Genomic DNA, 26544 nt, shown 5'->3' with positions numbered 1-26544 from the left:
ACGTGGCATGACCAACCAACTGTTCGACGCCTACTTCACCGCACCGGCCATGCGCGAGATCTTCTCCGACCGTGGCCGCCTGCAGGGCATGCTCGATTTCGAAGCGGCGCTGGCGCGGGCCGAGGCGGCTGCCGGGCTGGTCCCGCATAGCGCAGTAGCGGCCATCGAGGCGGCGTGCCACGCCGAGCGCTATGACGTTGGCGCGCTGGCCAATGCCATCGCCACTGCTGGCAACTCGGCGATCCCGCTGGTGAAGGCGTTGGGCAAGGTGATTGCCAGTGGCGTGCCCGAGGCCGAGCGCTATGTGCACCTGGGCGCCACCAGCCAGGACGCGATGGACACCGGGCTGGTCCTGCAGCTGCGCGCTGCCCTCGACCTGATCGAAGCCGACCTCGGCAAGCTGGCCGATACCTTGTCGCGCCAGGCCTTGCAGCACGCCGACACGCCGCTGGTGGGGCGCACCTGGCTGCAGCATGCCACCCCGGTGACCCTGGGCATGAAACTGGCCGGTGTGCTGGGCGCCTTGACCCGTCACCGCCAGCGCCTGCAGGAGCTGCGCCCACGCTTGCTGGTGCTGCAGTTCGGCGGTGCCTCGGGCAGCCTGGCGGCTTTGGGCAGCAAGGCGATGCCGGTGGCCGAAGCCCTGGCCGAGCAGCTCAAGCTGACCCTGCCCGAGCAGCCCTGGCACACCCAGCGCGACCGCCTGGTGGAGTTTGCCTCGGTGGTGGGGCTGGTCGCCGGTAGCCTGGGCAAGTTCGGCCGTGATGTCAGCCTGCTGATGCAGACCGAGGCGGGGGAGCTGTTCGAGCCTTCCGCGCCGGGCAAGGGTGGGTCTTCGACCATGCCGCACAAGCGCAACCCGGTGGGCGCCGCAGTGCTGATCGGTGCCGCGACCCGCGTGCCGGGGCTGGTTTCGACGCTGTTCGCCGCCATGCCCCAGGAGCATGAGCGCAGCCTTGGCCTGTGGCATGCCGAATGGGAAACCCTGCCGGACATCTGCTGCCTGGTATCTGGTGCGCTGCGCCAGGCCCAGGTGATTGCCGAGGGCATGGAAGTGGATGCCGCGCGCATGCGCCGTAACCTCGACCTGACCCAGGGCCTGGTGCTGGCCGAAGCGGTGAGCATCGTCCTTGCCCAGCGCCTGGGCCGCGACCACGCCCACCACCTGCTGGAGCAGTGCTGCCAGCGCGCGGTGGCCGAACAGCGCCACCTGCGCACTGTGCTGGGTGAAGAGCCGCAAGTCAGCGCCGAGCTGTCCGCCGAAGAACTCGATCGCTTGCTCGACCCTGCCCATTACCTGGGCCAGGCCCGCGTCTGGGTGGCGCGCGCCGTGTCCGAACATCAACGTTTCACTGCCTGAAGGAGACCGCTGTGGCGCACTTGCAACTGGCCGATGGCGTTTTGAATTACCAGATCGATGGCCCGGAAAACGCCCCGGTGCTGGTCCTGTCCAACTCGCTCGGTACAGACCTGGGCATGTGGGACACGCAGATTCCACTGTGGAGCCAGCACTTGCGCGTGTTGCGCTACGACACCCGTGGCCACGGTGGGTCGCTGGTCACTGAAGGCCCTTACAGCATCGAACAGCTGGGTCGTGACGTGCTGGCCCTGCTCGATGGGCTGGATATTGCCAAGGCGCACTTCGTCGGCCTGTCGATGGGTGGCCTGATCGGCCAGTGGCTGGGCATCAATGCCGGCGAGCGCCTGCACAGTCTGACCCTGTGCAATACCGCCGCCAAGATCGCCAACGACGAGGTGTGGAACACCCGTATCGACACCGTGCTCAAGGGCGGCCAGCAGGCCATGGTCGACCTGCGCGATGCCTCCATCGCCCGCTGGTTCACCCCGGGCTTCGCCCAGGCCCAGCCAGCGCAGGCCCAGCGCATCTGCCAGATGCTGGCGCAAACCAGTCCGCAAGGTTATGCCGGCAACTGCGCGGCGGTGCGTGATGCCGATTACCGCGAGCAACTGGGCCGTATCCAGGTGCCGGCGCTGATCGTTGCCGGTACCGAGGACGTGGTGACCACTCCGGAGCACGGCCGCTTCATGCAGGCCGGTATCGCGGGTGCCGAGTACGTCGACTTCCCGGCGGCGCACCTCTCCAACGTCGAGATCGGCGAGGCGTTCAGCCGCCGCGTGCTCGACTTCCTGCTGGCTCACTGAGGATACCGCCATGGACGAGAAACAACGTTACGACGCAGGCATGCAGGTACGCCGCGCAGTGCTTGGCGATGCCCACGTGGACCGCAGCCTGGAGAAGCTCAACGACTTCAACGGCGAGTTCCAGGAGATGATCACCCGCCACGCCTGGGGGGACATCTGGACTCGCCCTGGCCTGCCGCGCCATACCCGTAGCCTGATCACCATCGCCATGCTGATTGGCATGAACCGCAACGACGAGCTGAAACTGCACCTGCGCGCGGCGGCCAACAACGGCGTGACCCGCGACGAGATCAAGGAAGTGCTGATGCAGAGCGCGATCTATTGCGGCATTCCGGCGGCCAATGCCACCTTCCACATGGCTGAGTCGGTGTGGGACGAGCTGGGCGTGGAGTCGCGACAGCAGTAATGCCTGTACCGGCCCTATCGCCGGCAAGCCAGCTCCCACAGGGATTGCATCAGGCTTGAGGGCAGTGCAGTCCCTGTGGGAGCTGGCTTGCCGGCGATAGGGCCATGGAATGTTTACATGGCCGCATTCTTCTACCGCATGGCCACCGGGCCGGCGTTGCTTTCCACAGCCTGCTTCAGGGCCGGGCACAGGCCGAGCATGAATGCCGCTTCTGCCACCACGAACAACGGTCCGATGATCAATCCGCTGACATCGTCGACAAACGCCGGCTTGCGGCCTTCGTAGTAATGGCCGACGAACTGGATGATCCAGCCCACCACGAACGCCCCCAGCCCGGCACCGAGCCACAGCGCTGTCGTCTGCATCGCCAGCACCTGGCCGACCCACAGGCATAGCCCAAGCAACAACCCCATCACCAGGCCGAAGCGCAGGTCCAGGCGCAGATAGAACCAGACCGAGGCTGCCGCCGCCGGCAGGGCAGGGGACAGCCACATGCCCGCCACCTCCCAGCCAGGGCGCGACAGCAGGATGGTGACCGCCAGCACGATCATCGGGATGCCGACGAAGTGGGTGGCGATGTTGCGTGGGTCGCGGTGGTAGCTGGCGTATTGGCTCAGGTGGTCGACGAGGGTTTTCATTGTTGTGCCTCCCTGTTCAGCTTTGTTTTGCCTGAACCGGCCTCTTCGCGGGCTTGCCCGCTCCCACAGGATCACCACAGTTTCAAGCCAGGTGGATTACCTGTGGGAGCGGGCGAGCCCGCGAAGAGGCCAGTACAGGCAACCTGTGACCGGATAGTGATCAGGATAGCCCGCAGCCACCACCATCATCAGCTCAGCGAATGGCAGCAGCCCGCACTGGCATATCCAGCCCCACCAGCGTCTCGATCATCGCTCGCGCCGCCGGCGACAGCCGGTAACCGCTGCGGCTGACCACGCCACAGCGCACGCTCAGCACTTCCAGCGCCGGTGGCAGGTTGCGCCAGTGCAGGCGCACCAGGCGGCCGCTGGCCAGGTCTTCGGCCACGGCTTCTTCGCTGGCGGTGCCGATGGCATCGCTGGCCTGCACCACGCTGCGCAGCACGGCCAGGTGCTCGGTTTGCAGGTGCGGGGTGAAATCGCTGCGCCCGCTCAGGTTGGCCAGGCGCTTGCGCACGCCGGGGGCGAGCAGGGCGCTGGCCAGCGGGTAGCTGAACAGGTCGTTGGTCGACAGGCTGTCCTTGGCCAGCAATGGGTGCCCCGGGCGGCAGAAGAACAGGCCGGGGCGCGGTGAAAGGGGCTCGGTGTGGAAGTTGGGGTCGGCTTCGAACGGGCGGATATCGTCGACGAAAAACTCGATCTGCTCGCGGCGCAGGGCCTGGCCGAGGCGTTCGGCGTTGTCCACCAGCAGCGAGGTGCGGATGCCCGGGTGGCGTTCGAGAAAGTGGCGCAGGGCGTCGGGCACCAGGCGCACGGCCAGCGCCGGGCCGCTGCCGAAATGCAGCTCGCCGGCGTCGAGCTTGGTCATTTGCAGCACTTCGTTGCTCAGCTGCGCGGCACCTTGTACCAGGCGCCGGGCATGTTGCAGCACTACCAAGCCTTCGGGGGTGGGCGGCAGGGCTTTGCTGGCGCGGTCGACCAGTGGGCAGCCGAAGCTGTGTTCCAGGCTCTGGATGGCACGGCTGAAGGCGGGTTGAGTGATGCCCATGGCCTCGGCGGCACGGACGAAGCTGCGGTATTCGGTGAGGGCGATGAAGTAGCGCAGCTGACGGAGGTCCATGTCACGGCTCTGGGGCGGGGATCAGGGGCCTATTCAAGCGGTTGCTGCATATGTCGTCAAAGAAGGTTTATTGATTTATTTATAGCTTATGGTTATTTGTTGTGGCTTCTGGCCTCTTCGCGGGCATGCCCGCTCCCACAGGGACCGCACAGGTTTCAAGGCTGGTGCGGTCCCGCGAAGAACTCAGAGGAGATTCAGCGGGTAACTCACGATCAACCGGTTCTCATCGAACGAGTTGGTGCTGAAGTCCCGGCGCATGGTGGAGTTGCGCCACTTCACCGACAGGTCCTTGAAGCTGCCCGACTGCACCACATAGGCCAATTCGGTTTCTCGCGCCCATTCCTTGCCATCGTCCACGCCGCCTGCGGTGACGTTGTCCCCCTTGATGTAGCGGTTCATCAGGGTCAGGCCTGGCACGCCGACGGTGGCGAAGTTGAAGTCATGGCGCACCTGCCAGGAGCGCTCCTTGGCGTTGTCGAAGCTGGAGTTGTAGCTGTCGTTTGCCAGGGTGCCGCCGCTGGTGCCGTTGACCCGCATCCAGGCGTCGTCGCCGCTGACTTTCTGCAGGCCGACGTAGAAGGTGTGGCCCTGATAGCGCGCCGAGAGCATGGCCGAGGCGGTGCGGTTGTCCAGTTCGCCAGCGCGTTCGGCGCCGTCTTCCTTGCCGATGAAGTAGCCCAGGTTGGCGCCCAGGGTCCAGTCGCCCAGGGGTTGGCTGTGCACCAGGTTGAGGTACTGCTGGCGGTAGATGTCCTTGAGCTGGGCATCCCACAGGCCGATCATGGTGCGCTTGTCGTTGAAGGTGTACTCGCCGCCGCCAAAGTTGAAACGGTCGGAGGTGAATGCGGCCTTACCATTCAGCGACATGTCTTCCATGCTGGCGTCGTTGCGCGGGCTGTTGCCGCGGAACTGGCCGGCGTACAGAGTCAAGCCGGCGATTTCCTTCGAGGTCAGCTGGCCACCGCGGAAGGTCTGCGGCAGCGAGCGGCCATCGTCCGAGCGCAGGATCGGCAGTACCGGCATCCATTCACCCACTTTCAGCTCGGTTTCGGACAGCTTGGCTTTCAGTGCCACGCCCAGGCGGCCGAAGTCATCGGCCGGGCGGCCATCGTCGTGCACCGGCAGCAGGTGGGTGTTGGTGGTGCCTTTGCCGCCGTCGAGCTTGACCGAGTACAGGCCCAGTACGTCCACGCCGAAACCGACGGTGCCCTGGGTGAAGCCGGAGCGGGCGTCGAGGATGAAGCTCTGCGTCCACTCCTCGGCCTTGGCCTGCGGGTGCGCCGGGTCGACGAAGTTGCGGTTGATGTAGAAGTTGCGCAGGTTGAGGGTAGCCTTGGCGTCCTCCAGGAAACCACCTTGGTCGGCGGCGAACACGGGGAGTGCGCAGGACATGGCCAACAGGCCGGGCAGCAGCTGGCGTGCGGGTTGCAAAGTGCTCATCTGTCGTGGATCTCTTGTTTTTATGGGCGAGCCGGTACGCTGCAGGATGCGGCCTGCAGGTGCGGGTCTTTTGGGATGAACCGGGGCAACGTTGCGTGGGAGGATGGTGCGGCGTAGGGCTGGGGTGAGGCAATTCGCCACAAACGGAAGCGGGCGATAATCGAACGGAATGTTCTGGTTGGTTAATTGTTTTTCCTGTGCTGGCCTCTTCGCGGGCTTGCCCGCTCCCACAGGATCACCACAGCCTTGGAAACTGTGGTGGCCCTGTGGGAGCGGGCAAGCCCGCGAAGAGGCCAGCACAGGCAACACAAAACAAAAAGCCCACCGCGAGGGTGGGCTTGATGCTTTGACAGCTGCAATCAGCTCTTCGGTGCTTCCACCGCTGCCTGCTGGTTGTTGGCCTGCCCGGTCTGCTCGTACCAGCCACCGCCAAGCGCCTTGTACAGGTTGACCTCGCTGGTCAGCTGCGACAAGCGGTCGCCGATCAGTGCCTGCTGGGCGCTGAACAGGTTGCGCTGGGCGTCGAGGAAGGTCAGGTTGCTGTCGATACCGATGCGATAGCGGCGTTCGGCCAGGCGGTAGTAGTCCTGGTTCGCCTGCACCAGGTCGCGTTGCGCCTGCAGCTGCTCTTCGAAGGTCTTGCGCGCCGCCAGGCCATCGGAGACTTCCTGGAAGGCGGTCTGGATGGTCTTTTCGTACTTGGCGACGTTGATGTCCTTCTGGATCTTCGAGTAGTCCAGGCTGGCCTTCAGGCTGCCGGCGTTGAAAATCGGCAGGTTGATCTGCGGCTGGAACAGCCAGGTGCCCTGGCCGCCCGAGAACAGGTGGCCCATGTCGGGGCTCAGGCTGCCGGCATTGGCGGTCAGGCTGATGCTCGGGAAGAACGCTGCGCGGGCCGCGCCAATGTTGGCATTGGCGGCCTTGAGCAGGTGCTCGGCTTCCTGGATGTCCGGGCGACGCTGGAGGATGTCCGACGGCAGGCCGGCCGGTACTTCGGCCAGCTGGTCGGCATTGAGCTCCAGAGGCTTGGCCAGGTCGGCGGGAATGCCGGTGCCCAGCAGCACGGTCAGGCTGTTGACGTCCTGGGCGACCAGGCGCTGGTACTGCGAGTACTTGACCCGGGCGCCTTCCACGGCGGTGCGCGCCTGGCTGACGTCGAGTGCCGAGGCTACGCCGACTTCGTTGCTGCGACGGGTGAGGTTGTAGCTTTCCTCGTAGGTCTTCAGCGTTTCTTCGGTCAGCTTGAACAGCGCCTGGTCGGCCTGCCAGGTGTAGTAGGCGTTGGCCACGCTGGCCACCAGGCTGATCTGCGTGGAGCGACGCGCCTGCTCGCTGGACAGGTAGGTTTCCAGGGCCTGCTCGGTCAGGCTGCGCACGCGGCCGAACAGGTCCAGCTCATAGGCGCTGACGCCCAGGGTGGCCGAGTACTGGCTGGTGATGCCCGCTTCGCCGGTCTGCGACATGTTCGCCGGTACGCGCTGGCGGCTGCCGCTGCCGGTGGCCGAAACCGCCGGGAACAGGTCGGCACGCTGGATGCGGTACTGCGCACGGTAGGCGTCGATGTTCAACGCGGCAACGCGCAGGTCGCGGTTGTTGACCAGCGATGTCTGGATCAGCTGCTGCAGTGCCGGGTCGTGGAAGAACTGGCGCCAGCCCTGCTCGGCGGCGGCAACTTCCGCCGATTGCGTCGGCGAGTACGCAGGGCCTTGCGGCCACTGCGCAGCCACCGGCGATTCCGGGGTCTGGTAGTCAGGGATCAGCGAGCAGCCGCCAAGAATGAAAGCGGTTACTGCCAGGGACAACAAAGACTTGGTCATTGCCCAGCCTCATAACGTGGAGTTTCAGGGGTGACGTCTTTTTCCGGCTCTTTGCTGCCGAACAGTGACGACACTGCGACGAAGAACAGTGGTACCCAGAAGATAGCCAGCACGGTCGCACTGATCATGCCGCCGATCACGCCAGTACCGATGGCGTGCTGGCTGCCGGCGCCGGCGCCGCTGGCGATAGTCAACGGTACCACGCCGAGGATGAACGCCAGCGAGGTCATGATGATCGGGCGCAGACGCATGCGGCACGCCTCGATCGCCGCGTCGTACAGGCTGCGGCCTTGCTCGTGCAGTTCCTTGGCGAATTCGACGATCAGAATGGCGTTTTTCGCCGCCAGGCCGATGGTGGTCAACAGGCCGACCAGGAAGTACACGTCGTTGGACAACCCGCGCAGGCTGGTGGCGATCAGGGCACCGATGATACCCAGCGGTACTACCAGTACCACGGCGATCGGGATCGACCAGCTTTCGTACAGGGCTGCCAGGCACAGGAACACGAACAGTACCGAGAGGGCGAACAGTGCCGGCATCTGCGAACCGGAGAGTTTTTCCTCGTAGGACATGCCGGTCCAGGAGAAGCCGATGCCGCTTGGCAGTTCGCCAGCAATGCGCTCGACCTCGGCCATGGCTTCACCGGTACTGTAGCCCGGGGCCGGAGCACCGAGGATTTCCATTGCCTCGACGCCGTTGTAACGCGACAGCTTCGGCGAACCGTAGGTCCATTCGCCCTTGGCGAAGGAGGAGAACGGCACCATTTCGCCGGCGCCATTGCGCACGTACCACTTCTGCAGGTCTTCCGGGCTCATCCGCGCGTTCGGCTCGCCCTGGATGTACACCTTCTTGACCCGGCCACGGTCGATGAAGTCGTTGACGTAGCTGGCACCCAGGGCAATCGACAGGGTGTTGTTGATGTCGGCGATGGTCACGCCCAGGGCGCTGGCACGCTCGTCATCGATGGTCAGCTGGTACTGCGGCTCGTCGTTCAGGCCGTTCGGGCGCACGGCGCTGAGGATCTTGCTCTGCGCGGCCTTGGCCAGGAACTGGTTGCGCGCTTCCATCAGCTTGGCATGGCCGACACCGCCGCGGTCCTGCAGGAACACGTCGAAGCCGGTGGCGTTACCCAGTTCGAGCACCGCAGGCGGGGCAAAGGCGAACACCATCGCATCGCGGAAGGTGAAGAAGTGCTGCTGGGCGCGCTGGGCAAGGGCGAACACGCTGTTTTCCTTGGAGCGCTCATCCCACGGCTTGAGCATGATGAACGCCATACCCGAGCTCTGGCCACGGCCGGCGAAGTTGAAGCCGTTGACGGTGAACACCGAAGCCACGGTGTCGGCCTCTTCGCTGAGCAGGTACTCACGCATCTGGTCGACCACCACCTGGGTGCGCTCGGCACTGGAGCCGGCCGGGGTCTGTACCTGGGCGAACAATACGCCCTGGTCTTCTTCCGGCAGGAACGCGGTAGGGATGCGGGCGAACAGCCAGATCATGCCGACCACGATCAGCGCGTAGGCCAGCAGGAACGGTACCTTGTTGCGCAGGATGGTGCCCACGCTGCGCTCGTAGCCGGTTACGCTGCGGTCGAAGTTGCGGTTGAACCAGCCAAAGAAGCCACGCTTGGCCACATGGTGCTCGCCCTTCTTCAGCGGCTTGAGCATGGTGGCGCACAGGGCCGGGGTGAAGATGAGCGCCACCAGCACCGACAGGCCCATGGCCGAGACGATGGTGATGGAGAACTGCCGGTAGATCACACCCGTGGAGCCGCCGAAGAACGCCATGGGCAGCAGTACCGCCGACAGCACCAGGGCGATACCCACCAGGGCACCCTGGATCTGCTCCATCGAGCGCTTGGTCGCTTCCTTGGGCGGCAAGCCTTCCTCGGACATCACCCGCTCGACGTTCTCCACCACGACGATGGCGTCGTCCACCAGCAAGCCGATGGCCAGGACCATGGCGAACATGGTCAGGGTGTTGATGCTGAAGCCGGCAGCGGCAAGGATGCCGAAGGTACCCAGCAACACAACCGGTACGGTCATGGTGGTGATGATGGTGGCGCGGAAGTTCTGCAGGAACAGGTACATCACCAGGAACACCAGGACCACGGCTTCGATCAGGGTGTGGATAACGCCACTGATCGATTCGGTGACCACCGGGGTGGTGTCATACGGGAATACCGCTTTCACCCCAGGCGGGAAGAACGGTTCCAGGTCGGCGATGGTCTGGCGCAGGGCCTTGGCGGTGTCCAGGGCGTTGGCACCGGTAGCCAGTTTAACTGCCAGGCCGGAGGCCGGCTTGCCGTTGAACTGGGCGCTGACGGCATAGTTTTCACCACCCAGGCCAACCTGGGCGACATCACCCAGACGCACCTGCGAACCGTCGCTGTTGACCTTGAGCAGGATCTTTTCGAACTGCTCGGCAGTCTGCAGGCGGGTCTTGCCGATGATGGTGGCGTTCAGCTGGGTACCCGGCATGGCCGGCAGGCCGCCGAGCTGGCCGGAGGACACCTGCACGTTCTGCGCGGCCACGGCGGTCTTGACGTCGACCGGGGTCAGCTGGAACTTGTTCAGCTTGGCCGGATCGAGCCAGATACGCATGGCGTACTGCGCACCGAACACCTGGAAGTCACCCACACCCGCGGTACGCGAGATCGGGTCCTGCATGTTGGAGACGATGTAGTTGGCCAGGTCGTCCTTGGTCATGCTGCCGTCTTCGGACACCAGGCCGATCACCAGCAGGAAGTTCTTCACTGCCTTGGTGACGCGGATACCTTGCTGCTGCACTTCCTGCGGCAGCAGCGGGGTGGCCAGGTTCAGCTTGTTCTGCACCTGCACCTGTGCGGTGTCTGGGTTGGTGCCCTGCTCGAAGGTGGCGGTAATGGTCATGCTGCCGTCGGAGTTACTTTCCGACGACACATAACGCAGGTTGTCGATACCGTTGAGCTGCTGCTCGATCACCTGTACCACGGTGTCCTGCACGGTTTGCGCCGAGGCGCCCGGGTATGTCACGGCGATGGCGATGGCCGGCGGCGCGATGCTGGGGTACTGGTTGATCGGCAGCTTCAGGATCGACAAGGCGCCGACCAGCATGATCACCAAGGCGATCACCCAGGCGAAGATCGGGCGATCGATAAAGAACTTCGACATGGTTTACTCCGCTTTGGCGTCTGCTTTCGCCGCGTTGGCCTGAACAGGGCTGGCCGGCTTCTTGACGTTGGTGGCTTCGCTGACCTTGACCTCGACGCCCGGGCGCACGTATTGCAGCCCTTCGGTGATCAGGCGGTCGCCCGGGTTCAGGCCTTCCTCGATCAGCCAGTCGCTGCCCAGGGTACGGTTGGCCTTGAGCTGGCGCAGTTCGACCTTGTTCTCCTGGTTGACCACCAGCGCGGTCGGCGCGCCTTTCAGGTCGCGGGTCACGCCCTGTTGCGGGGCCAGGATGGCGTTGGCGTTGACCCCGGCCTTGAGCCGCGCATGCACGAACATGCCTGGCAGCAGGGTGTGATCGGGGTTGGGGAACAGGGCGCGCAGGGTGACCGAGCCGGTGGTCTCGTCGACCGCGACTTCGGAGAACTCCAGGCGGCCTTCCTGCTTGAACAGGCTGCCGTCTTCCAGCACCAGCTGCACCGAGGCGGCGTTGTCACCGGCCTTTTGCAACTGGCCGCTTTCCAGGTCACGGCGCAGCTTGAGCAGCTCGGCGGTGGACTGGGTGACGTCGACGTAGATCGGGTCGAGTTGCTGGATGGTGGCCATGGCGTTGGCCTGGCCATTGCTCACCAGTGCACCTTCGGTGAACGAAGAACGGCCGATACGGCCGCTGATCGGTGCCAGGACCTTGGTGTAGCGCAGGTCGATCTGCGCGCTTTTGAGCGAAGCCTCGGCCTGCAATCGTTTGGCATTGGCGTCGTCGTATTCCTGCTTGGAGACAGCCTGTTCGTCGATCAGCTGCTTGTAGCGCTCGGCCAGCGAGCGGGTTGCCTGCAGGTTGGCCTGGGCATTGGCCAGGGTGGCTTCGTACACGGCAGGGTCGATCTGGTACAGCTGCTGGCCTTCCTTGACCTCACTGCCTTCCTTGAACAGGCGCTTGAGGATGATGCCGTTGACCTGCGGGCGCACTTCGGCGACGCGGTAGGCACTGGTACGCCCCGGCAATTCCGAGGTCAGGGTGAAGGCTTGGGGCTGGATGGTCACGACGCCGACCTGAGGAGCCTGCGCCGCTGGCGCTGCTTCTTCTTTCTTACAGCCACTGAGCAGGGTTGCCAGGGCGACGGCGGAAACCAGAGCGGTAACGGCTGGCTTGAATTGCATGAGGATCCTCGGGTCGCTGGAGCTGGGAGACGCTCAAGAGTAATGGAAGAGTCTTGATCTGGAAAAATTGCTATCCGGTGGATAAATAGCTTGCTAAGGAATATACTTACATTCATGGTTGTTTGTAAATACCGCTGGGTTGTACTCGGGTACTGCCACAGCCCTTGATTAGCTCCTCCGCGAGGCACCCTGCAGAGGTGCCCCCGGAGTGTTCCCCGCACGCGCCGCGCGTTCGGGGCAGATGAGGTTTGTACTGCCATGGTCCGTCGAACCAAAGAAGAAGCCCAGGAAACCCGCGCCCAGATCATCGAGGCGGCGGAAAAGGCCTTCTACAAGCGCGGGGTTGCGCGAACCACCCTGGCCGACATCGCCGAACTGGCGGGTGTGACGCGGGGGGCGATCTACTGGCACTTCAACAACAAGGCCGAGTTGGTGCAGGCGCTGCTCGACAGCCTGCATGAAACCCATGACCACCTGGCGCGGGCGAGCGAAAGCGAGGACGAAGTGGACCCGCTTGGCTGCATGCGCAAGCTGTTGCTGCAAGTGTTCAACGAGCTGGTGCTTGATGCCCGAACCCGGCGTATCAATGAAATCCTGCATCACAAGTGCGAGTTCACCGATGACATGTGTGAAATTCGCCAGCAGCGCCAGGGTGCGGTGCTGGATTGCCACAAGGGCATCACCCTGGCGTTGGCCAATGCCGTGCGCCGGGGCCAGTTGCCAGGCGAGCTGGATGTCGAGCGCGCGGCGGTGGCCATGTTTGCCTATGTCGATGGCCTGATCGGGCGCTGGCTGTTGCTGCCTGACAGTGTCGATCTGTTGAAGGATGTCGAAAAATGGGTCGACACCGGGCTGGATATGCTGCGCTTGAGCCCGGCTCTGCGCAAATGACACTTTGTTAAGGATTGTGAGGGAGTGTTACCCCTTTGTGTTAAGGGGGGATTAATGCTTTCGGGTGACCTTGAACAAATCACAGATCCTGTGGGAGCGGCCTTGTGTCGCGATAGGGCTGCGCAGCAGCCCCGGCAATTTGTGCATCACTGCTGAAATCCTGGGGCCGCGTCGCGGCCCTTTCGCGACACAAGGCCGCTCCCACAGAGATCGTGTAGCTTTAGCGTCCGCGCAGTTGCCGGTCGGGCAATGCAAACGCTGCAAACATTCCCAGCACGGCTACCCCGGCACTCCCCATCAACAGTTGCCGGAACGTCTCGAGCAACCGCCCCTGTGTCACCAGGTCCACTTCTCCGGCCTTCAGGCTCCCCAGCAACGGATTACCCAGCGACTCGAACCCGCCCTGGTGCAGCAGCGCCAGCAGCAGGCTGGACATGCACGCCACCCCCATGGCCCCGCCCAGCGAGCGGAACAGGTTGGTGGTGCTGGTGGCCACGCCGATGTCCTTGCTGTCCACCGCGCTTTGCGTGCCTACCAGCGAGGTCGGGAACTGCAGCCCGCACGCTATGCCGGTCAGCAGCATGAACAGTGCACTGAGCAAGGCCGACTGCGGCGGGGTCAGCGCCATGGCGAAAATGGCCAGCGGCATCAGTAGTGCACCGGCCAGGATCTGCGGCTTGTAACGCCCGGTCAGGCTGGTCATGCGCCCGCCGGTGAAGGCACCCATGGGTAGCCCCATCACCAGCGGCAGGAGGTGCAAGGCCGCGCTGTCGGCACCGGCGCCGGTGATGCCCTGGTAGCGCAACGGCATGAGCATGGTCAGGGAGATCGACTGGAAGCTGGCGAAGAAGATCACGCCCCAGCACAGCACCGCCACGCGGTTGCCGAACAGACCGAGTGGCAGCAGTGGCTCCCGGCAGCGGCGTTCATGGGCGATGAACAGCACCAGGCCCAGTGCGGCGCAGGCGAACAGGGCCAGCACGGCCGGGTCGGCCCAGGCGTGGCCCTGGCCGACCAGGGTAATGCCCAGCAACAGGCTACCCAGGCCGAGGATCAGCAGCACGGCGCCAAGGTAGTCCACCTGCGCCTCGCGACGCTGCGCCGGCATGCCGCCGAGGGCGCGGCGGATCGCCCACAGTGCAACCAGCCCCAGCGGCAGGTTGATCCAGAACACCCAGCGCCATGACAGGTATTCGGTCAGCCAGCCGCCCAGCACCGGCCCGGCGACGCTGGCCACCGCGTACATGCTGCTGAAATAGCCCTGGTAGCGGCCGCGCTCTCGCGGGGGCACGAAGTCGCCGATGATCGCCTGGCTCACCGAGACCATGCCGCCGGCACCAATGCCCTGCAGTACCCGGGCCAGCACCAGTTGCTGCATGTCCTGGGCCAGGGCGCAGGCGATCGAGGCCAGGGTGAATAGGCTGATGCCGGTGAGGATCATCCTGCGCCGCCCGTACAGGTCGCCCAGCTTGCCGTAGATCGGCACGGCCACGGTCATCGCCACCATGTAGCCGGAGATGACCCAGGCCAGCAGGCCGACATCGTTGAACTGCGCCGAGATTGCCGGCAGCGAGACGGCAACGATGGTCTGGTCCAGGGCGCCGAGGAAGATCGCCAGCATCAGGGCGGTGAGCACATTGCGCAGGGTGGTGGGGGGCAGGGCGGCGGTCACGGGGATACCTTGTTTATCGGTTGAGACCTCTTCGCGGGCACGCCCGCTCCCACAGGTACAACTCAGGGCTTGAAGACTGTGATGTACCTGTGGGAGCGGGCGTGCCCGCGAAGGAGCCCCGAAATTGTAACCTGAGTTAGGTAGCTTCCTATGTACTATCTGCATCCCCTATGCAAGATCGGCATTGGCGCATTCATCCAGTGCTGCATGGCTGCGTGATATCGTTGGTATGCCACAGAGGCTGAAAACCGCGGGCTTGCACCAGCTTGGTGCAACATTATGCCGCAGGTTTTCGCGCCGCTGTCTCCCACACCTTTTATTCCTCTGCCTGCATGTCGAGCATGACCGCCCAGATGGCGACGGTTGGAACAGGCCAGGTAGACCCGATTACAGGGGTCGGTAGTTACCGTTCGAATTTCAACTTATTTTGCGGAGTGATCATGCCCAAGGCTTCCCATCAAGATCTGCGTTTTGCCTTCCGCGAGCTGCTCGCTTCAGGTTCCTGTTATCACACCGCATCGGTGTTCGACCCGATGTCGGCACGCATTGCCGCAGACCTGGGCTTCGAGGTCGGCATCCTCGGTGGTTCGGTCGCTTCGTTGCAGGTACTGGCTGCACCGGACTTCGCCCTGATCACCCTCAGCGAGTTCGTCGAGCAGGCCACCCGTATTGGTCGCGTGGCGCAACTGCCGGTGCTGGCTGACGCCGACCACGGCTATGGCAACGCGCTGAATGTCATGCGCACGGTCATCGAACTGGAGCGCGCCGGCGTGGCTGCGCTGACCATCGAGGACACCCTGCTGCCTGCCCAGTTCGGGCGCAAGTCCACCGACCTGATCCCGGTTGAAGAGGGCGTCGGCAAGATCCGTGCGGCGCTGGAGGCACGGGTCGATTCGTCGTTGTCGATCATTGCCAGGACCAACGCTGGCGTGCTCACCACCGAAGAAATCATCGTACGTACCCAGAGCTACCAGAAGGCCGGAGCCGACGGTATCTGCATGGTTGGGGTGAAGGACTTCGAGCAACTCGAGCAGATTGCCGAGCACCTGACGGTGCCGCTGATGCTGGTGACCTACGGCAACCCGAGCCTGCGCGACGACGAGCGCCTGGCACGCCTGGGCGTGCGCATCGTGGTCGATGGTCACGCCGCCTACTTTGCCGCGATCAAGGCCACCTACGATTGCCTGCGGCTGCAGCGCGGCCAGCAGAACAAGTCGGAAAACCTCAGTGCCACCGAACTCTCGCACACCTACACCCAGCCCGAGGACTACATCCGCTGGGCCAAGGAATACATGAGCGTCGAGGAGTGACAACGCCACCCCTGTAGGAGCGGCCTTGTGTCGCGAAAGGGCTGCGTAGCAGCCCCGACAATATTTGATGTGGCCAAGATCCCGGGACCGCTGCGCGGTCCTTTCGCGACGCAAGGCCGCTCCCACATGGGCCTTACAAGTCCCGATCCCACTCCGGTTCGTCCTTGAACCGCTGCACCAGAAAATCCAGCATGCTGCGCAAGGTCGCCGGCATGTGCTTGCGTGAGGTGTACACCGCATTCAGGTTCAGCTCGCGTGGCCTGGCTTCGGGCAGCAGGCGCACCAGTTCACCCCGGCGCAGGGCCTCCGCGGCCTGGTAGGTCGGCAGCATGGCGATACCTGCGCCGGCCAGCGCCGCCTTCTGCAGTGTCATCGCCTCGTTGGCACTGATGTTCCCCGCCACCGGCACGGCGACTTGCTGGCCGGCCACCTCGAAATGCCACAGGCTGTGGCCGAAGTAGGCATGGGTCAGGCAGTTGTGCCGGCTCAGCTCCTCGACCCGTTGCGGCGTGCCGTGCTCGCGCAGGTAGGCCGGTGCCGCACACACTGCCGAGCGGCACACACTCAGGCGCCGGGCGATCAGGTTGGGGTCCAGGTCATTGCTGGTGCGGATGGCCAGGTCGATGCGCTCGTCCACCAGGTTGACCGTGCGATCGAGCATCTGCAGTTCCACCTTCACCCCGGGGTAGCGCCGGACGTAGGCGGCCACTGCATCCACCAGCTGGGCCTGGCCGAACGAGGTGCTGACGCTGATGCGCAATGCGCCCTTGGGCGCGTCATCCGGCTGCTGCACCGCGGCCTGCAGGTCGCCGGCCAGTTCCAGCAGTTGCCGGCAGCGAGGCAGGGTTTCCTGGCCGGCGGCGGTGAGGCTGAGCTTGCGTGTGGTGCGCTGCATCAGCCGTGCGCCAACCCAGTCTTCCAGCTCTGCCAGGTAGCGCGACACCACCGGCCGCGACAGTTGCAGATGATCCGCCGCCGCCGACTGGCTGCCCAGGTCGACGACGGTGACGAATACGCGCATGGCGTTGAGACGGTCCATGATTTGCCCGGTTTCAGAAACAAACTATGTTCGAGCATCGCATTTTTTGTCACGGATTGGGCAACTAAGCTGTTGGGCATTGTTCATCTGACGGGCGTTTGCGATGTCTCTTTTCACTCCCTTGCGTGGCCTGCTGTTGGCCTGTGTGACCCTGGCCGGCCCGGCGCTGGCTGCCGACCCCTTGCGGTTGGAGGTTTACAACCCCGGGCATGAGGCGATCTTCCCGGTCAGTTCGGTGATCGTCAGTGGCGAGCACGACGCCATCCTCGTCGATGCCCAGTTCGGCAAGACCCAGGCCGAGCAGCTGGTGCAGCGCCTGCGGGCGGGCGGCAAGCGGCTGACCAGTATCTACATCAGCCATGGCGACCCGGACTTCTACTTCGGCCTGGATACCCTGACCCAGGCCTTCCCGGAGGCCAAGGTCCTGGCGTCGGCCGCCACGGTTGCCCATATCCGCCAGACCATGGATGCCAAGCTGGCCTACTGGGGCCCGCAGATGGGCACGGACAAGCCGGCGCGACTGGTGCTGCCGCAGGTGCTCGAAGGCAACCGCCTGACGCTGGAAGGGCAGGCCCTCGAGGTGGTCGGCCTGGACGGCCCGCAACCTGACCGCAGTTTTGTGTGGATCCCGTCGATCAAGGCGGTGGTCGGTGGCGTGGTGGTGTCGGAGAACATTCATGTATGGATGGCCGACACGCAAACGGCCAAGTCCCACGCCGACTGGCTCGGCACCCTGGCGCACATCGAAGCGCTGGCGCCGCGCACGGTCATCCCCGGGCATTACCTGGGGGACAGCAGCCGATCGCTGGAGGCCGTGCGTTTCACGGCGAACTACATTCGTGATTTCGATGCCGAGACCGCCAAGGCGAAAGACGCCGGTGCGTTGATCGCGGCGATGAAGCAACGTTACCTGGGGCTGGCCGATGAAAGCTCGCTGGAGCTGGGGGCCAAGGTCGCCAAGGGCGAGATGAAGTGGTAATTCCGTTCAACTGATGGAGAGTATCCCATGAGCAAGATTGCAATCATCGGTGCCACTGGCCGCGCTGGCAGCCAGTTGCTGGAAGAGGCCCTGCGCCGTGGCCACAGTGTGCTGGCCATCGCCCGCGACCCGTCCCGGTTGCAGGGGCGGGACGGGGTGACGGTCAAGGCGCTGGATGCCAAGGACAGCGCGGCCCTGCAAGCGGCGGTCGCGGGTGTGGATGCGGTGCTGAGTGCGGCGCATTTCTCGACCATCGAGCCACACGCCATCATCGAACCGGTCAAGCGGGCCGGGGTCAGGCGCCTGCTGGTGGTGGGTGGGGCCGGCAGCCTGTTGCTGCCGTCTGGGCATCGGGTGATCGACAGCCCGGACTTCCCCGAGGCATACAAGGCCGAGGCCACTGCCGGGGTGCGTTTTCTGGAAGCGTTGCAACGGGAGCCGAACCTGGACTGGACCTTCCTGTCGCCGTCGGCGGAGTTCGTTGAAGGTGAGCGCAGCGGGCATTACAAGCTGGGCAAGGATCATCTGTTGATCGGCGCGGATGGCAAGAGCTGGATCACCTTTGCCGATTACGCGATTGCCATGCTCGAGGAACTGGAAAAGCCGCAACATTCGCGGCAGCGGTTCACGGTCGGGTATTGAGTCGCCTGCTTCGCGGGCACGCCCGCTCCCACAGGTGAAGCACAGGTCTTGGAATCTGTGCTGTACCTGTGGGAGCGGGCGTGCCCGCGAAGAGGCCCTCACTGGCTGGCCTGGTGTTCCAGCCAATCCAGCAACTCCACAAGCCCCGCCGGCAAGCTCTTGGCCTGGCTCACCAGGTAATACCCCTTGCCGGTCATCACCTTCAGCGCAAACGGCATGCACAGCCGTCCCCCGCGCAAGTCATCGCCGATCAGCGACCAGTCGCCGATGGCCACGCCGGTCCCCTGCGAGGCCATGGCCATCGCCATGTCCAGCGTCTCGAAATGCTGCTTCGGCCCTTGAGTGCCCAGCGTCACCCCGGCTGCCTGCAGCCATAACCGCCAGTCATGCTCATCCCGCGACGGGTGCAGCAGCATGTGTAGCGCCAGGTCCTCGACCTGCTGCAACGGTACCGGCCCTTGGCGCAATGACGGCGCGCACACCGGTGTCAGCTGCTCATCGAACAGCTTGCGCACGCGCAGCCCATGGTTCGGCGCCTCACCATAGACCACCGCCGCATCGAAACCCTCGCGGCGAAAGTCCACTCCATGTTGCACCGTGGTGGTCAGCTCTACAGGCACATCCGGGCGTAGCGCCTGCCATTCCATCAGGCGTGGCAGCAGCCAGCGCATCACGCAGGTCGGTGCCTTGAGCTGCAAGGTAGTGCTGCGCCCACCCACCTCGCGCACCCCTTGTTCGATCAGCGCGAACACCTGCTGCACCCTTGGCAGCCAGTCCTGGCCTTCACGGGTCAGGCTCAGCCCACGGGCCTGGCGCTGGAACAAGGCATAACCCAGATGCTCCTCGAGGGCCGCGATCTGCCGGCTGACGGCGCCCTGGGTGATATGCAACTGCTGCCCGGCACGGGTGAAATTGCAGTGCTGGGCGGTTACCAGGAAGGTATGCAGGGCGGGCAGGGGCGGGAGGCGTTTCATTGTGCTGAGCCATGATTGCAGGACATGGCTAGTATGTGTTTTTTTGCATTGTGGCGATAGCCGTGGCTGGGTCCAATAAGGGCATAACCCAACCAAGATTCATGGTGAAACCCGATGGCAACCTGCGGCGAAGTACTGGTAAAACTCCTTGAAGGCTATGGCGTTGACCATGTCTTCGGCATTCCTGGCGTACATACCGTGGAGCTCTACCGCGGCCTGGCGGGCTCGTCCATCCGCCATGTCACCCCGCGCCACGAGCAGGGTGCCGGGTTCATGGCCGACGGCTATGCGCGGACCCGCGGCAAGCCCGGGGTGTGCTTCATCATCACCGGCCCGGGCATGACCAACATCACCACCGCCATGGGCCAGGCCTATGCCGACTCGATCCCGATGCTGGTGATTTCCAGCGTGCAGGCCCGCGACCAGCTGGGCGGTGGCCGCGGCAAGCTGCACGAGTTGCCCAACCAGGCAGCGCTGGTGTCGGGTGTGGCGGCGTTTTCCCACACCCTGATGAGTGCCGATGACCTGCCGCAGGTGCTGGCCCGGGCATTCGCCGTGTTCGAAGGCGCCCGGCCGCGCCCGGTGCATATCGAGATCCCGCTCGACGTGCTGGTCGAACCGGCCGATCACCTGCTGCCGGGGCGCGTGGTGCGCAGCAGCCGGGCGGGGGCAGCGCCGCAGGCAGTGGCGCAGATGGCCGAGCGCCTGGCCAATGCACGGCGACCATTGATCCTGGCCGGGGGCGGCGCATTGGCCGCGGGCGCTGCGCTGGCGCGCCTGGCCGAACACCTGCAGGCGCCGGTGGCGCTGACCATCAATGCCAAGGGGCTGCTGCCGGCCAGCCACCCGCTGCAGATTGGCTCGACCCAGTCACTGCCAGCCACGCGGGCGCTGGTGGCCGAGGCCGATGTGGTGCTGGCGATCGGCACCGAACTGGCCGAAACCGACTATGACGTCACCTTCAAAGGTGGTTTCGAGATCCCGGGCAGCCTGTTGCGCATCGACATCGACCCGGACCAGACCGTGCGCAATTACCTGCCGACACTGTCGCTGGTGGCCGATGCCGAACTGGCCGCCGAGGCGCTGCTCGGTGCCTTGCAGGCGCTGCCGCAACCCGTGCGTGAAAGCACGTGGGGGGCCGCCCGGGTGGCCAAGCTGCGCCAGGCACTGGCGGCGGGTTGGGACCAGCCGACCCTGAGCCAGACGCGCTTGCTGAACGCAATTCTCGAGCGCCTGCCCAATGCCATTCTGGTGGGCGATTCGACCCAACCGGTGTACACCGGCAACCTGACCCTGGACATGGACCAGCCACGCCGTTGGTTCAATGCCTCGACCGGCTACGGCACCTTGGGTTATGCATTGCCGGCGGCCATGGGCGCCTGGCTGGGCAGCGCGGAGCAGGTCGGTGAGCGTGCGCCTGCGGTGTGCCTGATTGGTGATGGCGGTTTGCAGTTCACCTTGCCGGAGCTGGCCAGCGCGGTGGAAGCGCAGGTGCCGCTGATCGTGCTGCTGTGGAACAACCAGGGGTACGAGGAAATCAAGAAGTACATGGTCAACCGGGCCATCGAGCCGGTCGGGGTGGATATCCATACGCCAGACTTCATCGGTGTGGCGCGGGCCCTGGGCGCGGCGGCGGAGCAGGTGGCAGATGTGGCGCAGCTGCAGGTGGCGTTGGGTCAGGCAGTGGAGCGCAAGGGGCCGACCTTGATCCAGGTTGACCAGAATCAGTGGCAGGGGGCTGTGTTGGGTTGAAGTGAAGCTATTGCCTGTACCGGCCCTTTCGCGGGCTTGCCCGCTCCCACAGGATTTTGCACAGGCTCTGAACGTTGTGCTGTACCTGTGGGAGCGGGCAAGCCCGCGAAGAGGCCGGTACTGCCAGCCAAAATTTCAGCCAGCAGTCGCCCGCAACCTCGCCACATCACGAATCGGCGGCGCGCCATACAGCCGGCTGTATTCACGGCTGAACTGTGACGGGCTTTCATACCCCACCCGGTAGGCAGCCACCGCTGCCTCGAGCCCGTCATTCAGCATCAAGCGCCGCGCTTCCTGCAGGCGCAGTTGCTTCTGATACTGCAACGGGCTCATCGACGTCACGGCCTTGAACCGGTGGTGCAAGGTCGAGGTGCTGAGGTTGACCTCCCGCGCCAGGTCCTCGATGCGCAAAGGCAGCTGGTAGTTCTGGTTGAGCCAGGTGATGGCCTGGCAAACCCGGTGGGTCTGGCTGTTGGCCAAGGCGATTTCGTACAACCGATAGCCCTGCGGCCCGCGCAGCAGGCGGTACAGAATCTCCCGACGGAACAGCGGCGCGAGCATCGCGATGTCGCGAGGGGTGTCCAGCAGGCGTATCAGCCGCAGCAAGGCGTCGAGCAACGCGGCATCGGTTCTTTCCACATACAAGCCACGACCGGAAGGCCGGTTGGGCACCAGCATCGGCCCGCTTTCGGCGATCAGCTGGCTGATTTCGGCCGGGTCCAGGTCCATGCGCAGGCCAAGGCTCGGGTGCTCGGGGCTGGCGTCGAGCTTTACGCCGCTAAGCGGCAAGGTTACCGAGACCACCATGTAGTGCAGCGGGTCGTAGGCGTACTGCTCGTCACCCAGGAACAGGCTTTTGCTGCCCTGGGCGAGGATGCACAGCGCGGGTTGCGCCAGGGTCGGTACCGAGCGCACGTTTTCGGTGTAGCGCACCAGGTACAGGTCATCGATGGCCGATGCCGGGCCGTGGGGCTCCCCGGCGTGGCGGCGGATCAGCTCGGCCAGCTCCTGGCGTTGCAGTTCCAGGCTCGGGTCGATGGACGTGGCGATGGTCATGATGGCTTTCCTCTGCTGACCGACGCAGCATAGGTTTGGGCAATGGCGGGCGCTAGTCAAAAGCTGCACGCCGATTGCCTGATCCTGCCGCGCTGCAGGATCAGGCAATCGGCGAGCAGTAATGGCCTAACGCGTCGCGCGGGTGAGGCCCTAACCTTGGCAGCCTGGCTTTTCCGTCCGCCTGCTTCAAGGAGATTGTGCAATGACCCCGACACAACCGGTCACCCACCTTGCTTTCATCCGTGCCAGCAGCGGGCGCTCGGCGGAGCTGGGCGCGCGCCTGCGTGACCTGCTTGAGCCCTCGTTGCGGACACCGGGCTGCCTGAGTTTCACGGTGCAGCGTTCGCAGGCTGATGCCGATTTATGGTTGCTCAGTGGCAGCTGGCAAGACCAGCAGGCGATGACTGGCTACTTTGCTTCGCCAACGCTGGAAGTGTTTGGTGAGTTGGTGCAGGAACAGGTGGTCAGCAGCCTGGATCTGCATACCTTTGATTGAGGTATTGCCTGTTCTGGCCTCATCGCCGGCAAGCCAGCTCCCACAGGGGGCATCACAGGTCTTGAGGGCGGTGCAGTACTTGTGGGAGCTGGCTTGCCGGCGATAGGGCCGGTACAGGTGAATAGGGTAAGATGCTGCCCTTGATCAACCAGGTAGATAGCAACATGGCACGTAGAGAATTCCCGCATTTCGAAGCGGTTTCGGCGATGGTCCCGGTGGAAGGTGGCGGCTACAACGCGGCCATCGCGGTCAAGGCCCTGGGCATGGGCGGCGCGCCGCGCTTTCACAAGATTCTCGACGGCCAGGTGTTCAAGGGCGCCGTGGCCGCTGACGAAGCGGCCACCGCCGAGCTGCAACGCCTGCAGGGCGTCAGCGAAGAGGGTGAGCTGATCTGGTGATCAGGCCGGCGGGCGGGCCATCTTGAACAGGTTGCCCAGCTCGAAATAGTCTGCCGGGCCACCGCCACGCAGGATCGGCTCGGCGGCAGCGGTATCGTAGATACCGTTCTTCAACAGGTGCTCGGCAATGTGCACCGCCACCACTTCACCCAGGATCAGCCAGCTGGGCACCAGTTCCTGGTCGGCCCGCTTGAGCTGGACGATCTGGCTGACCTTGCACTCGAAGGCCACCGGGGTTTCGCCGACACGCGGCACGTTGACGATGCTCGACGGCTTGGCGGTGAGGCCGCTCAATTCAAATTCGTTTATCTCGGCGGCAACCGGTGCGCAGCTCTGGTTCATCTGCTCGGCCAACGGGCGGGTTGCGAGGTTCCAGACGAATTCGCCGGTCTGCTCGATGTTGTTCAGGCTGTCTTTGCGCCCGACGCTGCAGAAACCGATGATCGGCGGGATGTAGTTGAAGGCATTGAAGAAGCTGTAGGGCGCCAGGTTCAGGCGGCCTTCGCGGTCCTGTGAGGAGATCCAGCCGATAGGGCGGGGGCCGACGATGGCGTTGAACGGGTCGTGGGGCAGGCCGTGGCCTTTGGCGGGTTCGTAGTAATACATCTGTGCTGGGCTTGCTGGCCCTACCTCCTGGTGGACAAGGTGCCTAGTGTGCCAAGCCTGTGCCCGCCTGCAAATGATCAAGCCCGGCCGAAGCCGGGCTGGGTGCTCGCATCAGGGATCAGCTGATGCGGTGGGCGTTGGTGCGATCGAAGCCATCTTCGGCGAAACGTTGGCCGCCAGTGCGGTCGAAGCCGTCTTCGGCGAAGCGCTGGCCACCGGTGCGGTCGAAGCCGTCTTCGGCGAAGCGCTGGCCACCGGTGCGGTCGAAGCCGTCTTCGGCGAAGCGCTGGCCACCGGTGCGGTCGAAGCCGTCTTCGGCGAAGCGCTGGCCACCGGTGCGGTCGAAGCCGTCTTCGGCGAAGCGCTGGCCACCGGTGCGGTCGAAGCCGTCTTCGGCGAAGCGCTGGCCACCGGTGCGGTCGAAGCCGTCTTCGGCGAAACGCTGGCCGCCAGTGCGGTCGAAGCCATCTTCAGCGTAGGCAGCGGATTGGCTCTGGGTCGCTGCGAAGGTGTGGGCGTTGGTGCGGTTGAAGCCATCTTCGGCGAAGGCGCCAGCAGCGAAAACCGAGAGGGCCAGGGTGAGGATCAGTTTGTTTTTCATGGTCGTTGCTCCAGGGGTTCTTGAGGTTGTTTTGTTTCTATGGGTTTAATCCTACGCCGATTAACTTGATTAAAAAGCGCAAATAATAGCGCTTAAAAATCGAATAATTAGATATATATTGGCGCGCATCTTGGGCTCTGGCAGCGGTTCTGGCTCAGGATATGTCTGCCCATGCGCCGACGTTCTGCCAGCCATTGCAGCTTGAAGGGGTGGAATTAATGGGGCGTTAAGGATGAAAAATCTGTCATTGAAGGCTTCTCAACGCATTTTTCATACATCACCAACCGATTTTTCAAATGCTGCTCAGCACCATCGCCGCACCTCAAACCGGAGCGGCACAACAATGAACAAACTTCCGCAAATCACCTTGGCCTTCTGGGTCATGAAGATCTGCGCTACCACCCTTGGCGAAACGGCGGGTGATTTGCTGTCGATGACCCTGAACATCGGCTATGCCCTCAGCTCGCTGCTGCTGATCAGCGTGTTCCTGCTGACCTTGCTCGGCCAGCTGTACTCGCGCCGCTACCACCCGATGCTGTACTGGCTGGTGATCCTCTCCACCAGCACCGCCGGCACTACCATGTCCGACTTCATGGACCGCACCTTGGGCCTGGGCTACGCCGCGGGTTCGGCCATCCTCATCGGCATCCTGCTGCTGACCTTCCTGGTATGGCGCCTGAGCGGCAACCCGCTGGATGTCACCCGCATCAAGAACCGCACGGGCGAATTGTTCTACTGGGTGGCGATCCTGTTTTCCAACACCCTCGGCACGGCGCTGGGCGATTACCTGGCAGATGACTCGGGGCTCGGTTTTGCCGGTGGTGCACTCTTGATCGGCAGTGCCATCGCCTTGGTAATGGTGGCCCGCTACTGGACACGCATTCCTGGCGTGGTGTTGTTCTGGGTTGCGTTCGTGCTTACCCGCCCGTTCGGCGCCACCTTGGGCGACTTCCTCACCAAGCCCCACGAGAAGGGCGGCCTGGACTTCGGCACGGTCGGCTCTTCGGCGGTGCTGGGCGGGGTGTTGCTGGTACTGGTGCTGATGGCCACCTGGTACCAGCGCCGTGAGCCGCGTCAGGCGTTGGAGATGTCCTGAGTGTTGATGCGGTAGCGGGTACTGCGGCCCCCGCCAGGCAGGCGAACCAGGCAGGCCTTGTCGAGCAGATCGGACAGGTGGCGGGTCGCAGTGGCCTTTGATACCTTCGCCACCGCCTGGTATTGCGCTGCGTTGATGCCTTCCTCGAATCCTCGGGGGCCGCCATCGAGCAACCTGTTGAGCACCTTTACCTGTTCGGGCAGCAAACCATCTGAGCGATGTGCTTGCCAGAACCTGGCCTTGGCCAGTATCCGGTCGATATTGGCCAGGGCCTGTTCCAGGCTGCGCAGCAGGGTAGAAAGAAACCAAGATAGCCAGCGGGTGATATCCAGGTCGCCTTTCTGGCTGTTCTCCAACACTTGGTAATAGCCGGCCCTGTCTTCGAGGATGCTGGCAGACATGGCATAGAAACGAATGGCCTGTCGCTCACCTTGCGCCAGCGCCAGGTCGGTGATTGCCCGAGTCAGACGGCCATTGCCATCGTCGAACGGATGCAGGGTGACGAACCAGAAGTGGGCGATGCCGGCACGTAGCAGTGGGTCCAGGCTGGTGGAATCGCGACTGTTGGCAAACCAGTCGAGAAACTCGTTGAGTCGGGCTTCCAGGCCATCGCGCGGTGGCGCTTCGAAATGCACAGTAGGCTTGTCGAGCCGGCCGGAGATCACCTGCATGGGCATTTCATCACGCAACTGGCCGACCAGTATCGCTTTGCTCAAGGCGCCTTGTGCCAGTGGGAACAGCCACTGGTGCCAGGTGTACAGGCGCTGCAGGGTCAGCGGTCGGTCATACCCTTGCGTTGCATCCAGCATCAGCTCCGCCAGCCCTTCACTGCGGGCATTGGTAGGTCCTTGCTCCTCGATGCCCAGCCGGCGAGCGAGGGAAGAGCGGACAGAACCCACGTTCAACTGCTCACCTTCGATTGCCGAAGAGGTGACGATGTTTTGCAGCAGCGTATCGAGGATGTTCTGGCACTCGCTGAGTGCATCTACGCTGCCGATCTTGCCCAGCAGGCGTCCTTGCATGTCGATGCAATTGCGTAGCGTTGGCGCGATGGCTTCGTTTTGCCAGGTGAAGCGTGGCCAGGCAGGTTGCTGCCAGATCCATAAGGGGCTATTCATGATCCGTCCCATGAGCCGAATAAGCC

Annotated in this window: 23 protein-coding genes and 1 pseudogene; 11 read left to right on the top strand and 13 right to left on the bottom strand. The window is 64.0% G+C overall.

Annotated elements, in window-relative coordinates; translation table 11 throughout:
- The first annotated feature begins 7 nt into the window (after window positions 1-7).
- From CAG44_RS13495 to pcaC, 3 genes are read left to right on the top strand one after another with little or no spacing between them, the layout of a single operon-like run.
- Window positions 8-1360 (top strand): 3-carboxy-cis,cis-muconate cycloisomerase, encoded by a 1353-nt coding sequence (locus CAG44_RS13495; protein WP_085692308.1) that lies wholly within the window; start codon window positions 8-10, stop codon window positions 1358-1360.
- An 11-nt stretch (window positions 1361-1371) separates the two neighbouring features.
- A complete protein-coding gene (pcaD, locus tag CAG44_RS13490) occupies window positions 1372-2163 on the top strand; it encodes a 3-oxoadipate enol-lactonase (RefSeq protein ID WP_015271650.1) in 792 nt (263 codons plus the stop codon).
- 10 nt (window positions 2164-2173) lie between these two features.
- Complete coding sequence (gene pcaC / locus CAG44_RS13485; RefSeq protein WP_003259581.1) at window positions 2174-2569, top strand: 4-carboxymuconolactone decarboxylase; 396 nt, start codon at window positions 2174-2176, stop codon at window positions 2567-2569.
- A 131-nt stretch (window positions 2570-2700) separates the two neighbouring features.
- Here the strand turns inward: pcaC and CAG44_RS13480 are convergent, their stop codons facing one another.
- The 6 genes from CAG44_RS13480 to ttgA all read right to left on the bottom strand — a co-directional run bounded on the left by CAG44_RS13480 (window position 2701) and on the right by ttgA (window position 11888).
- Window positions 2701-3207 carry a DUF962 domain-containing protein gene (locus tag CAG44_RS13480; protein WP_085692307.1) on the bottom strand — a complete coding sequence of 169 codons (507 nt, stop codon included), beginning with the start codon at window positions 3205-3207 and terminating at the stop codon, window positions 2701-2703.
- Between the two features lie 193 nt (window positions 3208-3400).
- Window positions 3401-4324, bottom strand: a complete 924-nt coding sequence (locus CAG44_RS13475) for a LysR family transcriptional regulator (RefSeq protein ID WP_085692306.1) — start codon at window positions 4322-4324, stop codon at window positions 3401-3403.
- A 183-nt stretch (window positions 4325-4507) separates the two neighbouring features.
- Window positions 4508-5764: an OprD family porin gene (locus CAG44_RS13470; RefSeq protein ID WP_075046220.1), complete on the bottom strand. Its 1257-nt coding sequence runs from the start codon at window positions 5762-5764 to the stop codon at window positions 4508-4510.
- Window positions 5765-6123: 359 nt separating this feature from the next.
- Window positions 6124-7581 carry an AdeC/AdeK/OprM family multidrug efflux complex outer membrane factor gene (locus tag CAG44_RS13465; protein WP_025340485.1) on the bottom strand — a complete coding sequence of 486 codons (1458 nt, stop codon included), beginning with the start codon at window positions 7579-7581 and terminating at the stop codon, window positions 6124-6126.
- On the bottom strand, window positions 7578-10730 hold the full coding sequence (gene ttgB, locus CAG44_RS13460; RefSeq protein ID WP_075046219.1) for a multidrug efflux RND transporter permease subunit TtgB: 3153 nt from the start codon (window positions 10728-10730) through the stop codon (window positions 7578-7580). The genes CAG44_RS13465 and ttgB overlap by 4 nt, the downstream gene beginning before the upstream one ends.
- Before the next feature lie 3 nt (window positions 10731-10733).
- Complete coding sequence (gene ttgA, locus CAG44_RS13455) at window positions 10734-11888, bottom strand: toluene efflux RND transporter periplasmic adaptor subunit TtgA (RefSeq protein WP_025340483.1); 1155 nt, start codon at window positions 11886-11888, stop codon at window positions 10734-10736.
- Between the two features lie 258 nt (window positions 11889-12146).
- Here ttgA and ttgR point away from each other — a divergent pair, with 258 nt between their 5' ends.
- Window positions 12147-12779 carry an efflux transport transcriptional regulator TtgR gene (gene ttgR / locus CAG44_RS13450; RefSeq protein ID WP_025340482.1) on the top strand — a complete coding sequence of 211 codons (633 nt, stop codon included), beginning with the start codon at window positions 12147-12149 and terminating at the stop codon, window positions 12777-12779.
- A 220-nt stretch (window positions 12780-12999) separates the two neighbouring features.
- Here the strand turns inward: ttgR and CAG44_RS13445 are convergent, their stop codons facing one another.
- Complete coding sequence (locus tag CAG44_RS13445; protein ID WP_085692305.1) at window positions 13000-14451, bottom strand: MDR family MFS transporter; 1452 nt, start codon at window positions 14449-14451, stop codon at window positions 13000-13002.
- A gap of 440 nt (window positions 14452-14891) precedes the next feature.
- Here CAG44_RS13445 and CAG44_RS13440 point away from each other — a divergent pair, with 440 nt between their 5' ends.
- The gene (locus tag CAG44_RS13440; protein ID WP_025340480.1) at window positions 14892-15761 is read left to right on the top strand and encodes an oxaloacetate decarboxylase; all 870 of its coding nucleotides are present in this window, start codon (window positions 14892-14894) and stop codon (window positions 15759-15761) included.
- 133 nt (window positions 15762-15894) lie between these two features.
- Here the strand turns inward: CAG44_RS13440 and CAG44_RS13435 are convergent, their stop codons facing one another.
- Window positions 15895-16800, bottom strand: a complete 906-nt coding sequence (locus tag CAG44_RS13435) for a LysR family transcriptional regulator (protein WP_085692304.1) — start codon at window positions 16798-16800, stop codon at window positions 15895-15897.
- Between the two features lie 103 nt (window positions 16801-16903).
- Here CAG44_RS13435 and CAG44_RS13430 point away from each other — a divergent pair, with 103 nt between their 5' ends.
- Window positions 16904-17779 (top strand): MBL fold metallo-hydrolase, encoded by an 876-nt coding sequence (locus CAG44_RS13430; protein ID WP_085692303.1) that lies wholly within the window; start codon window positions 16904-16906, stop codon window positions 17777-17779.
- A gap of 27 nt (window positions 17780-17806) precedes the next feature.
- The gene (locus CAG44_RS13425; RefSeq protein ID WP_085692302.1) at window positions 17807-18421 is read left to right on the top strand and encodes an NAD(P)-dependent oxidoreductase; all 615 of its coding nucleotides are present in this window, start codon (window positions 17807-17809) and stop codon (window positions 18419-18421) included.
- 98 nt (window positions 18422-18519) lie between these two features.
- Here CAG44_RS13425 and CAG44_RS13420 read toward each other — a convergent pair whose 3' ends face one another.
- Window positions 18520-19395 carry a LysR substrate-binding domain-containing protein gene (locus CAG44_RS13420; RefSeq protein ID WP_085692301.1) on the bottom strand — a complete coding sequence of 292 codons (876 nt, stop codon included), beginning with the start codon at window positions 19393-19395 and terminating at the stop codon, window positions 18520-18522.
- Between the two features lie 114 nt (window positions 19396-19509).
- Between CAG44_RS13420 and CAG44_RS13415 the strand changes: the two genes are divergently transcribed.
- Entirely contained in the window at window positions 19510-21147 is a 1638-nt protein-coding gene (locus CAG44_RS13415) for a 5-guanidino-2-oxopentanoate decarboxylase (RefSeq protein ID WP_085692300.1), read from the top strand.
- A gap of 135 nt (window positions 21148-21282) precedes the next feature.
- Here CAG44_RS13415 and CAG44_RS13410 read toward each other — a convergent pair whose 3' ends face one another.
- Window positions 21283-22203, bottom strand: coding sequence for an AraC family transcriptional regulator (locus CAG44_RS13410; RefSeq protein WP_085692299.1), 921 nt, complete (start codon window positions 22201-22203; stop codon window positions 21283-21285).
- A gap of 202 nt (window positions 22204-22405) precedes the next feature.
- Between CAG44_RS13410 and CAG44_RS13405 the strand changes: the two genes are divergently transcribed.
- Entirely contained in the window at window positions 22406-22699 is a 294-nt protein-coding gene (locus tag CAG44_RS13405; RefSeq protein WP_085692298.1) for a putative quinol monooxygenase, read from the top strand.
- A gap of 131 nt (window positions 22700-22830) precedes the next feature.
- Window positions 22831-23097 carry a hypothetical protein gene (locus tag CAG44_RS13400; RefSeq protein ID WP_015271637.1) on the top strand — a complete coding sequence of 89 codons (267 nt, stop codon included), beginning with the start codon at window positions 22831-22833 and terminating at the stop codon, window positions 23095-23097.
- Here CAG44_RS13400 and CAG44_RS13395 read toward each other — a convergent pair whose 3' ends face one another.
- Together CAG44_RS13395 and CAG44_RS13390 are read right to left on the bottom strand one after the other, a co-directional pair.
- Complete coding sequence (locus tag CAG44_RS13395; protein ID WP_085614260.1) at window positions 23098-23703, bottom strand: flavin reductase family protein; 606 nt, start codon at window positions 23701-23703, stop codon at window positions 23098-23100. It abuts the gene before it with no gap.
- Between the two features lie 238 nt (window positions 23704-23941).
- A pseudogene (locus CAG44_RS13390) lies at window positions 23942-24304 on the bottom strand (heme utilization protein); the annotation flags it as partial.
- A 343-nt stretch (window positions 24305-24647) separates the two neighbouring features.
- On the opposite strand from CAG44_RS13390, the gene CAG44_RS13385 reads away from it, so the two are divergent.
- The gene (locus tag CAG44_RS13385; protein WP_085590343.1) at window positions 24648-25400 is read left to right on the top strand and encodes a hypothetical protein; all 753 of its coding nucleotides are present in this window, start codon (window positions 24648-24650) and stop codon (window positions 25398-25400) included.
- Here CAG44_RS13385 and CAG44_RS13380 read toward each other — a convergent pair.
- On the bottom strand, window positions 25379-26518 hold the full coding sequence (locus CAG44_RS13380; protein ID WP_085692297.1) for a Fic family protein: 1140 nt from the start codon (window positions 26516-26518) through the stop codon (window positions 25379-25381). The two genes, CAG44_RS13385 and CAG44_RS13380, sit on opposite strands and share 22 nt — an antisense overlap.
- Between the last annotated feature and the right edge of the window lie 26 nt (window positions 26519-26544).

It is taken from the genome of Pseudomonas sp. B13(2017), from assembly GCF_002113245.1.
Classification (GTDB): Bacteria; Pseudomonadota; Gammaproteobacteria; order Pseudomonadales; family Pseudomonadaceae; genus Aquipseudomonas; species Aquipseudomonas putida_Z.
Note: the sequence above shows the minus strand (reverse complement) of the source record. Positions and strands in the feature narration are given on the sequence as shown.